Genomic DNA, 11,681 nt, shown 5'->3' on the forward strand with positions numbered 1-11,681 from the left:
AGCCTTTAAAAGAGAACCATCTACCCTACTCTTCTAAGCTGACTTTACACTCTTTATTAATCGGCAGGACCACGTCTGTAACGGGTATTTCAAAATCAAGTACGCGTACCGTTTCGTCAATTAAAGCTTGCTTGGATATAGGTTTATTAATATAACCGTCCATTTCTGTATGCTTACAGGTCACTAAATCAAACTTAAATGCATCCTCTATAAGCGCTATAATGGGAGTGTTACAATTATTACTCGTACCCGCACGAATCATCTTGGTCGTTGCAATACCATCTGGACCAGGGATCTGCATATAAATAATATCGAAAGTGTATTTTTGGATCAAATCTAGACCTTCTAAACCTGTATTCGCAGTAAACACCTGCATTTGCAATTGCGTCAGCGCTTGCTGAAAAACAATTTGATTCATTTTATTATCTTCGATCAATAATACTTTTAACCCTGCTAATTTATCTAATGCTAAATCACTACTACCAATAATATGCTGTGTACGTAATTGGTAAGCATGAGGCAACCTTAGATTAATCTTAAATTGTGCACCCTCACCTAATTTACTTTCGACTTGTAAACGGCCTTGCATTAAGTTAATCAAACGGGAACAAATCGCTAAACTTAAGCCTCCACTCGGTAAATCATTAGATTTATGATTATAAGGTAGCTGCTCGTTATCAAACAAATGCGCGAGTTTAGTCACTGGAATACCAATGCCAGTATCACTAATCGTAAACACAATATCTGCGACTGCCCCTCCTTCATTTGTATCATCGACCTTGCTGCAATTGACTTTAAGTTCAACAAAGCCTCTATCGGTAAACTTCAACGCATTCGCAACCAAGTTGACCAGCACTTGTTGTAACCGAACCGGGTCACCGATATAAAACCGATGCAGATCGTCACTATAATTCAGGCTAAAGCGTACGCGTAAATTATTATGCACAAACGGACGTAGCGAGGTGTAAACTTGATCGAGTATTTCTAACAAATCAAAACGAACTTTAGCAAGTTCTAAATTACCCGATTCGATTCTCGAGTAATCAGTCACATCATTCAGTACCATCTGCATATGATTAGCAGAGTGCTTCATTAACTTCAGATATTCTGCGGATTTAATATTTTGTGGCATTTCACAAAGTAACTCAGCAGTACCTAGAATACTATTCATTGGTGTTCGAATATCATTACTTAAACTCTCGACAAATTGCTGCTTGGATTGCGCCAACAGTATTTTATTCACTCGAGGTTCGGTCATTGTCTCTATCTGGTCATTCAATAAGTTAACTAATCCATCCAATTCTATATAAGGAGAGCTAAATGGTTCATGATGATTATCTTTATCAGCAATCGCGTCATGGCACTTTTGTTGTAGTTTCGCTAATGGCTTGGAGACTAATTTGTCTAACACCAATTTAGAGAGAACAAGCGAGATTAATAATAGCGGCAATATTGTTAATAAAAGGTTTATTTTTAAGGTAGTAAATGCATCTATAAATAATGGGTTAACTTGTTGAACAGTCACTTCAATCGCAATAAAAAAAACCGCAATAACCAACGCCAACATCACTAACAATAATGTTCTTATTTTACTGTATAACGAATATTGTAAAATGACTTTACTTGAATCGACCTTGATATCCCGCATACCATACATCCTTCTATTACCTATATAGTAAATTTAGCTAAAATTGTAAAAATTGCTGCAATAACTCATATTTTTCATTAATAACAAATGCACAATACGCTTTTAAAAAGGGATAATGATTTATTTCTGAAGGCATCTTCTGTTTATGCTGTATAATACTCAGTAGTCACTAGAAAATAGGGTTGGAATTTGAGCTGTGCTCCTATATAGTTCTCGCCCCTAAATAATTTCTAGCAATTATTTTAATTCTATTTAAGAGGTAGCTTCTTTGCGCTTTCAAGATTTCGGTATCGACCCACGTTTAATCAGTTCAATCGAGCATTTAGGATTTGAACAAGCAACAGAGGTGCAGGAAGCAGCTATTCCACTTATTTTAGGTGGCTGTGACATCATGGCTACATCGCAAACGGGTAGTGGTAAAACCATTGCTTATGGTCTGCCAATATTACAACGTATGTTAAAGCAGCGTCGTTTTGAGCACCGCGCTGTACGTGCAGTGATCTTAGCGCCAACGCGTGAGCTTGCGATCCAGGTGCATGCAAACATGAAACATTTGGGTATGAGTCTGGATTATCAAATCCAACTGATTATTGGTCGTGAGTCTTTCCAGCACCAAGAAAAGTTATTACGTAAAAATCCAGAAGTCTTAATTGCGACACCAGGTCGTTTGCTTGATCATATTCGTGAAAAATCAATTTCGCTTGAGCACTTAGAATTCTTAGTGCTGGATGAAGCTGATCGTATGTTAGACATGGGTTTCCGTGATGATGTATCTGCAATTTCAAACAGTGCACCGAACGTAAAACGTCAAACGATGCTGTTCTCTGCAACACTAGAGCACGTTGACGTTGCTAATATTTGTAACCAAGTATTACGTGCACCAGAACGTATCGAGATTAACCGTTCAAACGATCAACATGAGAAAATTGAACAGCGTTTATTTTTCTCTGATAATCTGACGCACAAAGAAGAACAATTAGTTCATCTTGCTAAGACCGAAGACTATCGCCAGCTGCTAATTTTCACAGCAACAAAATTAGATACAGAACGTCTCGCAAAACTATTAGTTGATAACGGTATCAATGCCACTTCAATTCACGGTGACATGTTACAAAATCAACGTAAGCGTACGTTAGAAGATTTCCGTCGTGGACGTGTTGAAGTCTTAGTGGCAACAGACGTTGCCGCGCGTGGTCTTGATATTCGTACATTAAGCCATGTTATCAACTTCGACTTACCGATTAACCCTGAAGACTTTATCCATCGTACTGGTCGTACAGGTCGTGCTGGCGCAACAGGTATTGCAATCTCACTCGTAAGCCCGAAAGACTGGACTTCATTTGGCAAGATCCAAAGTTACTTAAAAGTTAAACTGCCTTGCACTATGTTAGAAGGTTTTGAAGCTAAGTTTAAAGGCCTTAAACCAAAACCTGCGAAAAAACGTTTACCAGAAAGTAATAAAGGGCGTCCAACTAAACTCGCGCGTAAAGGTGATAAAAACGCACCGAAACACAAGCAGAATACGGCTCCTAAGCAAGATAAGAAACAAGCTATGCGTGATTCAATGGCAAGCGCCGTGGATGGCGGTTTCGCGCCGATGAAGAGAAAGCCAAGAGCTGAAATCATCGATGATGGTCACGAAGAAGATTAACAATCTGACTGTATTAGCCCGCACAATCTGCGGGCTTTTTATTAGGCAGATTGTATCCATGAAATATATGGATATAAAAGTAATGGTGCTGTGATAGAAATGTGACAACCGATAGCTAAGATTTAAATTAACATTTAATTTGAATATCGAGGCTATTATGAAGTTTATCTACATACCACTACTTTTTTTAACCATACTGCTTGCAGGCTGTGATGACCCAAACTCCTCCAGTATAAATAACATCAACCCAAACGATGACGTCGTTTACGAACTTACCTTTAACTCCAACTGGAGTGCAGCTAACTTTCCAACAAATTACCCCGCGACAGCACACTTTTCTGGCTTAATAGGCCTTACCCACAACAATCAAATTAATATTTTCAGACGCTCTGAGTTAGCTAGCCCTGGAGTCATTGTTGTTGCCGAAACGGGAGAAAAAGGCACACTAATAAATGAAATCAATACGCACATCACCAATAACGATGCCGATAAAATCGTCGACGGCGCTGGAATCCCTGCAGGTAGCAACTCGGTTTCATTAAGTTTCTCTGCTAACACCAATTATTCTTACTTCTCAATCGTATCTATGCTGGCACCTAGCCCAGACTGGTTTATTGGTATTGATAATTTGCAACTATATGAAAATAATAAATGGAAGAATAATTTAACCCTAAATCTACGCGTATATGATGCAGGCAGCGATAGTGCAGACACTTTTACTGCAGCTAATGCACCTCAAATAAACAAAGATGTTATTACACGCCTTACAACAGATTCGGCAGATACTAACTTTTTCGATGGAGTTCATCGTGACAATGGTACATTTATTGGTACTATTACACTTAAATTAAAGCCTTAAGTACGTATTGATCAGTTAAGTTATCTAGCTATGTATCCAAGGTTATTCACTAAGCAACTGCCAGATTTTTCGTTGGGAGTTGCTATTTATTAATGAGGACTTTGAATATGGCTGGACTAAGTTTAATTGCCCTACTCGATGATATTGCGTCGGTATTGGATGATGTGGCACTAATGACCAAAGTCGCCGCAAAGAAGACTGCGGGCGTATTAGGTGATGACCTAGCACTCAACGCAGAGCAAGTGTCAGGGGTAAGCGCAGATCGCGAGCTGCCTGTGGTTTGGAAGGTTGCTAAAGGCTCTTTTAAGAACAAAGCTATCTTAGTACCTGCTGCCCTACTCATAAGCGCTGTAGCACCTTGGTTAATTACCCCATTATTACTTATCGGTGGCTTGTTTTTATGCTTTGAAGGGGCTGAGAAAATCCATCATGCTAAATCCATATCCGCTCATGAAGATAATAGTGATGATGATGGATTAACGGGACTATCCGTTGAAGAATTTGAAGATAAAAAAGTTAAAGGCGCAATTAGAACGGACTTTATTTTATCTGCCGAAATTATTGTTATTGCCTTAGGTACGGTACAAATACAGTCATTAACAACCCAGCTAATTGTAGTAAGCTTAATTGCCTTAATTATGACAATCGGCGTTTATGGTCTTGTTGCCGCCATAGTAAAAATGGATGATGTCGGCTTATATCTCGTTAATAACAGCCAAGCAAAAAGTATCAAACACTACCTCGGTAATGGACTACTGACTTTCGCGCCAAAACTAATGCGTTCGTTAGCAGTGATCGGGACAATTGCAATGTTTCTTGTTGGCGGTAGTATCGTCATTCACAGTATTCCAGGCTCTCACGATGTTATCCACACACTACTGACGATGTTACCTGATGCATTCGCAAATAATGCAATTGTAGCGGGAGTAATTCCTGTGATAATTAATGGCTTAATGGGGTTACTGGCAGGTTTTATTGTGTTGATGGTGTTTACGGGTATACAAAAGCTAAGAAACTAACTACATAACTAGCATGAGTAACGATAATGAAGACACCATCATACATCAGTGTCACTGTCGTTACTCATCAGTCAATATTCGTATTAAACGCTAAGGCTTAACACCAAACTTCAGGTTTAATCGCAATACAGCTCTCGCCAGATAACACTTGAATATCTCCATCTTGGATCATCAATTGTAGCTCCATATTACGGCTATATAACTGCGCCATTTGCTCTGCCGTTTCATCATTAATAAACTGAATAGATAAGTTATCTGCGCTGTATTTTATTTTCTTAAACCATAATGCAGCACTGCGATCGCCGTACGTATAAACCGTCGCCTTCTCTGCTTGATTGCTGGCTTTCTTTAGACGTTTGTCCGATGGCTGACCTAAATCAATCCACTGCTCAATCACACCAATATCAGACTTAAACCAAATATCCGGTTCTTCATCTTCGCCTAAGCCTTTAGTAAAGCTTAAACGAGCTTCAGCATCAACATTTAGCATCCAAGCAAGTAAGCGTAACATCAGACGGTTATCGTTCTCAGATGGATGCTGAGCCAGGGTCAGAGGAATATCATTAAGGTAAACATGATTATCAAGATCAACGATTGATACTTTTGCTTTTAAAATGGTTGCTGTTAAAGCCATGGAAGTCACTAATAAAGGGAATATGACAGGCATGATACACCAGTCTTTAGAGCAAGAAAGCTTAAGGCAAAAAAAAAGCCTAATAATCGCAAATTGCTTTCACAACCTGCCAACTATTAGGCTTTATCGAACCGTACTAACTAATGTTTTATAACATTATGAAACCACTTCGATTGGTCCACCGAACGAATTAACTGCCGGCGCTTTACCTTTGAATTTCTCAAACTCAACCTGACATGTATTTGCCGATGTTGCTTGAGCAAGTTCCGAAGAACCGATATCCAATGTTAGGTTATTTGGATCGCCATAAGTACAAAGTGAACCGATGCTCTCATCTTCAGGACCATACCAAGCACCCTCTTCAATACGAATCACATTCACAGGGTAGTTATCATCAACTACCGCACCCGCTAACAACTGACCACGGTCATTGAATACACGTACGATGTCTCCATCTTTAATGCCACGTTTCTTCGCATCTGCAGAGTTCATGTAAACTGGCTCACGACCTTGGACTGTGTAAGTAGCACGGAACTTTTCTGATTCACACATTTGTGAATGCAGACGTTTATTCGGGTGACAAGACTGCATCCATACTGGGAATTCAGCTGATTTTGGACCACCGTGTGAACGTTCAGTTTTCTCGAACCACATAGGGTGACCTTTACAGTGCTCATAACCAAAACGCGCAATCTTACGGCTGTAAATTTCAATGAAACCAGATGGTGTACCCAATGCATTAACTTCAGGATCTTCACGGAAGTCGGCATGACGAGTCCAGTTTTCACCGTCACCAAAGTGGAAGTAACCTTCTTTCCAGAATTCGTGGAAGTCTGGCATTTCCCACTTACCAACATTCGCATCTTTAGATTTATTATACAACTGCTCTAACCACTGCACTTCACTCTTACCTTGAGTGTACTCTTTACTCTTGCCCCAACGTTTCGTTAGTTCAGTAAAGATCTCAAAGTCAGTCTTAGATTGGAATAGTGGGTCAACTAGCTTTTTCATACCCAATAAACCTTTAGCGCGGTATGAACCATAGATATCTAAATCGTTACGTTCGTACTGCGTACAAGCTGGTAGCACGATATCAGAGAAACGACACGTTGCTGTCCAGTTGTAATCAATCGCGATAACAGTTTCCAGTTTCTGGAATGCTGCTTTCATGTTGTTACGATCTTGATGACGATGCCAAGGATTACAACCCGTGAATATCATCATTTTGATATCAGGGAAAGTAATTTTTGAACCATTGGCATCAATTACTTTACCTGGATTTTTCAGTGCATCAACAAAGCGAGCTACAGGAATAGTTGAGCTAGCACCTTTAAAGTCTTTGCTTTCATGACGAGGTTTTTGACCTGAGTCTGGGTTACGTGGGAATGAACCCGCACCAACAGCACCAGAGGTAGGTACACCAATAGAGCTATAGTGATGACCATAACTAATACCACCACCAGGCAGGCCGATTTGACCAATCATGGCAGCTAATACAGCACCCATCCAATATGGCTGTTCGCCATGTTCTTGACGTTGAATTGACCAACCAAATAACAACTGGGTACGACCATTGGTGAGCAAACGTGCAAAGTCACGGATTTCATCAGCCGGGACACCACAGATATCACTTGCCCATTCAGGGGTTTTCTCAACTTTATCTTCTGTTTCACCCTGAACGTATTTCAAGAATTCTTCAAAACCAAGTGCATAAGTATTTAAGAATTTCTTATCATACAGATCTTCTTTTACCATAGTATGTGCTACAGCAAGCATGAACGGAACATCGGTATGTGGATTGATGTAACGGTGTTCATTACCTAAGAAGTTTTGCGTTTTATTCTTCACTGGATCAACACTGATCACGCGAATTTTCTTTTCAGCAACTTTATCTTTTAGCGCTTCTAGATATTCAAAACTATCATGTGTTTCACAGTTCCAACCTACTTGTAGGTTTTTCACTGGATCCGTTGCCCATAAGATAATCGTTTTACTGTTATCTAGGATTAACGGCCACGATGTGCCCGGTGCATATACTTCTGTCGAACCAAGTACGTAAGGTAGAATTGTTTGACCAGCACCCGTTGAGTAATCACCTACATCTTTTACTGATGCACCGTGCATTGCGATTGCACGTGCCATATGGCTACCACAGCTATGTAGTTGACCTGTTGCACGCCAGCCGTTAGCACCTGTATGTAGACCAGATGGACCATAGGTATTCTGGACACGTTCTAATTCTTCATAGAACATATCTAGAGCTTGATCCCAAGTAACACGGATGAAGCGATTATCGCCACGTTGTTTTGTGTTACTTTTCTCACGGTTCAGGTACCAATCGAGACGAACCATAGGGTAACGAACACGTGATGGGCTATAGATAATACCTTCAATGCCTTGCAGCATATCAGTTGGATATTTATCTAATTCAAACGCTTTAACTTCTGTAACTTTACCGCCGTGGATCTTAGCGCGGAACGCCCCCCAGTGCGAACCAGTTAACTTCCATTCAGCACGCTCAGCCATTGTCGCTGCGCTTGCTGTTTTTGGTACTAATAAACTAGGACCAATCACAGCAACTGCTGATGTCGCCATCACACCTTTTAAAAAGGAGCGACGACTGACAGATACATTTTCATTTTTAGACTTTTTGTCTTTATTAAACATAGTCATACTTCTCTTTGAATTAATGAGCATCTTTGCTGTAATCAGATGAATGGTTTTGTAGATACTTCAAGATCACGTCATGTGTGTCGCCATCTAAGTTCACAAAACCTTGCATGCCGGCAAACATACCAACCCAAGTATTTGCATCAAAATGAGCTTCTGCTGGTTGGGTATGACAAACACTACATGTGGTTTGGTAAGCGTCTTTCGCGTAATCCCAAATGTTTTGTAGGCTTTCTTCATAACCTTTTTTATCAACCCATAGTGTGAACGTTACTTGTTCCCAAGGTAGACCAGTTAGATCATCTTCTTTCTTATCACCACGAACGAATAGCGATTCATCTTGTGATGCTTCTTTTGATAATGTTGCTTGCACAATATTTTTAGCAAAATCGAAGTACAGCACGCGACCGTAACCTTTAGCTTTATGCCAAGTCACTAATTCAACTTGCAGGCGGTTGCCAGATTCAGCGATAACTTTAAACTTAGTCGCTGGTGTTAATACGCCCAGATATTCAGGTTCTTTATCATCTTTATAAAGTGGTGTTTGCACCAGAGAGTAATACTCTTTACCAATTTCAAATGAGTTACCTTCTAGGTCTTTCGCCATTTTACCCAGTTCACTGATTGCAGAGGTATCCATTTCAGGTAGGTGGTGGGCAATACCTTTATGACAATCTACACAAGATTGATCACGCTCAGCCGCTTTACGCATTTGTACTTGCGCACGTTCAGACATTTTGGTGAAATCCATGCTCTTATAGTCATGACAGTTTTTACACTCTAAAGAACCGTTGGCTTTAAATCGAGCCCATTCGTTTTGCGCTAAGTGTAAACGCTTAGATTCGAATTTTTCTTTCGTATCCACCGTACCCAATAACCAACCAAATACGTCTTTACTCGCACGCGCTTTGGCTGCGATTTTGTTTTGCCAGCGATGAGGAACATGGCAATCAGGGCAAGTTGCACGGACACCACTACGGTTTGACCAGTGAACCGTACTTTGAATTTCTTGATAGTTATTTTCTTTCATACTATGACAAGAAATACAAAATGCTTCTTGATTTGTCGCTTCTAGCGCGGTATTGAAACCACCCCAGAAAATAACGCCCGCAATAAAAGCAGCACAAGTCACAACACCTAAAGAGATATGTTTACTTGGTTTATTAAACACACGCCAAGAGCGAGCGATTATAGAGAATAATTTTTTCATTACTGTAATACCTGGATAATGAGTAATTGATTAATTTGATTAATTTGATTAATGCGTAGGTAGGCCAAAAAGGATATGACTCATCCAAATGACAAACCCATAACCAAATACACTAACGGTAGCGAGGATTGGAAATAAGAACACCGTTAAGAAGACAAATAACTTCCATTCGGCCTTCTTCTCGACTTTCTTGACCTCTACATTGCTTGCTTGTTGTTTCATCTCAAATTCCTGCAGCTAGATGATATATAAAATTAGAGTTTAGGACAGTGTAAAGCAAGGTCAAGAAAGATTAATTGCAGCAGATCAAGGAAAGGTTACTTTATAAAACAAATAAGTATTTTTTTAGTGTCAAATTGTAACTAAACACAGCGGTGCGCTATTTTCGTCTACTAGATAGCAGGAGTATCACTAAAAAAGCATATATAATGGGTTCTATCCAGCCAGACTTCACCGACAGATAATAATGAACGGGGGTTAATACTGCAGCTAGGTATATGAAATTATGTAATTTTTGCCAATTCCTCTGCATTTTACGACGTACACACATTGGCGAGGTTAATGCTAATAATAGTAAAATTATAAAGGCGATCATGCCTAGCCAGATATACGGGCGTTTTACCAATTCTTGGAAGAATAAACCGAGATCCCAGCCTAAATCGAGCCAAGCAAAAGCAACTAAATGTAGCATTGCATAAAAGAAACAGTATAAACCGACCAGACGACGGGTTGAGATCAACAACCCTTCTTTGTAACGCTTTGCCAAAGGTGAAATAGCTAAGGTGGCGAGTAATAAATTTAATGCGCCTTTACCCAAAAAATGGATCACAGCTTGCACTGGATCACCACCCAATGCATCAGCATTAATTGCTAACCCGAGATATACTAATGGCATAATGGCCAGTACATGAATATAAGCCTTTAGATACGGCATACGTTTATAGGTTAGCACTGGCATAATTAGATATACCTCTTCAGATCCATACCTTGGTATAAGCTAGCGACCTCTTCATCATAACCATTAAAAGCTAATGTTTTTATACGCTTAGAAGAAAAAACACTGCCATTTCCAATACGACGTTCAGATGCTTGGCTCCAACGCTGATGATCCACAGCTGGATTAACGTTGGCATAAAAGCCATATTCACGAGCAGCAAGACGATTCCACGTAGTTGGTGGTTCTTTTTCTAATAAATGGATTTTAACGATTGATTTAATACCTTTAAAACCATATTTCCACGGCACAACCAAGCGGATTGGCGCACCATTTTGTGGCGCAAGAGTTTTACCAAACGTACCGACAGAAAGTATGGTTAATGGGTGCATCGCTTCATCCATACGTAAACCTTCGACATAGGGCCAATCCAGATTACCACCCAGATAAGAAGATGCTTGCCCCGGCATCTGTTGTGGATCATATAGGGTTTCAAACGCGACATATTTAGCTTTTGATGTTGGATTAGCTTTTTTAATAATTTCAGCTAGCGAAAAACCGATCCACGGAATCACCATTGACCACGCTTCTACACAACGCATGCGATAAATACGCTCTTCCAAATCCGCCACTTTAAATAAATCGTCATACCCTAAAGTGATTTCTTTTTCCACCGCACCAGTGATCGTCAGTGTCCATGGTTCGACCTTAAAGTTCTGGGCATTTTTTTGGGGATCTGTTTTCGCCGTGCCAAACTCATAAAAATTATTATGTGATAGTACTTTTTTCTCAGGCGTCCAGATCTCACCATCGGCGTAATCTTTACTGCCAATTAATGTCAATGGCGATTGCACAAACGCCTGACTGTGGGCTTTTTTCTTACCACTATCAAAAATATCAAAGATGCTGGCTTGTGCTGGACTCGCAGCGGCTAAACCAACACCAGCAAGGCCTAATTGTTTGAGGAATTGTCGACGTTGCTGATAAACAGGTTCCGCTACAACATCATTTTCACTTGCTTGAGATTTTTTTTTACATTTAATAATCATTCCGTTA

The 11,681-nt window shown here is 40.0% G+C and carries 10 protein-coding genes; 3 read left to right on the top strand and 7 right to left on the bottom strand.

Going from position 1 to position 11,681, the window contains the following annotated elements; all coding sequences use genetic code 11:
* Positions 1-25 precede the first annotated feature (25 nt).
* On the bottom strand, positions 26-1,648 hold the full coding sequence (locus tag HWV01_RS21105; protein WP_211673349.1) for a hybrid sensor histidine kinase/response regulator: 1,623 nt from the start codon (positions 1,646-1,648) through the stop codon (positions 26-28).
* Positions 1,649-1,916: 268 nt separating this feature from the next.
* Here HWV01_RS21105 and HWV01_RS21110 point away from each other — a divergent pair, with 268 nt between their 5' ends.
* The 3 genes from HWV01_RS21110 (at position 1,917) to HWV01_RS21120 (ending at position 5,177) form a co-directional block, all read left to right on the top strand.
* Entirely contained in the window at positions 1,917-3,299 is a 1,383-nt protein-coding gene (locus tag HWV01_RS21110) for a DEAD/DEAH box helicase (protein WP_211673350.1), read from the top strand.
* Positions 3,300-3,456: 157 nt separating this feature from the next.
* Positions 3,457-4,158, top strand: a complete 702-nt coding sequence (locus HWV01_RS21115; protein WP_211673351.1) for a spondin domain-containing protein — start codon at positions 3,457-3,459, stop codon at positions 4,156-4,158.
* Between the two features lie 107 nt (positions 4,159-4,265).
* Positions 4,266-5,177, top strand: a complete 912-nt coding sequence (locus HWV01_RS21120) for a DUF808 domain-containing protein (protein ID WP_211673352.1) — start codon at positions 4,266-4,268, stop codon at positions 5,175-5,177.
* A gap of 97 nt (positions 5,178-5,274) precedes the next feature.
* Here HWV01_RS21120 and HWV01_RS21125 read toward each other — a convergent pair whose 3' ends face one another.
* From HWV01_RS21125 to msrP, 6 genes are all read right to left on the bottom strand, one after another.
* Entirely contained in the window at positions 5,275-5,844 is a 570-nt protein-coding gene (locus tag HWV01_RS21125) for a YaeQ family protein (RefSeq protein ID WP_249185396.1), read from the bottom strand.
* A 123-nt stretch (positions 5,845-5,967) separates the two neighbouring features.
* Positions 5,968-8,484: a trimethylamine-N-oxide reductase TorA gene (torA, locus tag HWV01_RS21130; RefSeq protein WP_211673353.1), complete on the bottom strand. Its 2,517-nt coding sequence runs from the start codon at positions 8,482-8,484 to the stop codon at positions 5,968-5,970.
* A 13-nt stretch (positions 8,485-8,497) separates the two neighbouring features.
* The gene (gene torC, locus HWV01_RS21135) at positions 8,498-9,691 is read right to left on the bottom strand and encodes a pentaheme c-type cytochrome TorC (protein WP_211673354.1); all 1,194 of its coding nucleotides are present in this window, start codon (positions 9,689-9,691) and stop codon (positions 8,498-8,500) included.
* 48 nt (positions 9,692-9,739) lie between these two features.
* Positions 9,740-9,913 (bottom strand): periplasmic nitrate reductase, NapE protein, encoded by a 174-nt coding sequence (locus HWV01_RS21140; RefSeq protein ID WP_067048346.1) that lies wholly within the window; start codon positions 9,911-9,913, stop codon positions 9,740-9,742.
* A 157-nt stretch (positions 9,914-10,070) separates the two neighbouring features.
* Positions 10,071-10,649 carry a protein-methionine-sulfoxide reductase heme-binding subunit MsrQ gene (msrQ, locus tag HWV01_RS21145; RefSeq protein WP_211673355.1) on the bottom strand — a complete coding sequence of 193 codons (579 nt, stop codon included), beginning with the start codon at positions 10,647-10,649 and terminating at the stop codon, positions 10,071-10,073.
* A 2-nt stretch (positions 10,650-10,651) separates the two neighbouring features.
* Positions 10,652-11,674, bottom strand: a complete 1,023-nt coding sequence (gene msrP, locus HWV01_RS21150) for a protein-methionine-sulfoxide reductase catalytic subunit MsrP (RefSeq protein WP_211673356.1) — start codon at positions 11,672-11,674, stop codon at positions 10,652-10,654.
* Positions 11,675-11,681 lie beyond the last annotated feature (7 nt).

Source organism: Moritella sp. 5 (genome assembly GCF_018219455.1).
In the GTDB taxonomy this organism is placed as follows: domain Bacteria; phylum Pseudomonadota; class Gammaproteobacteria; order Enterobacterales; family Moritellaceae; genus Moritella.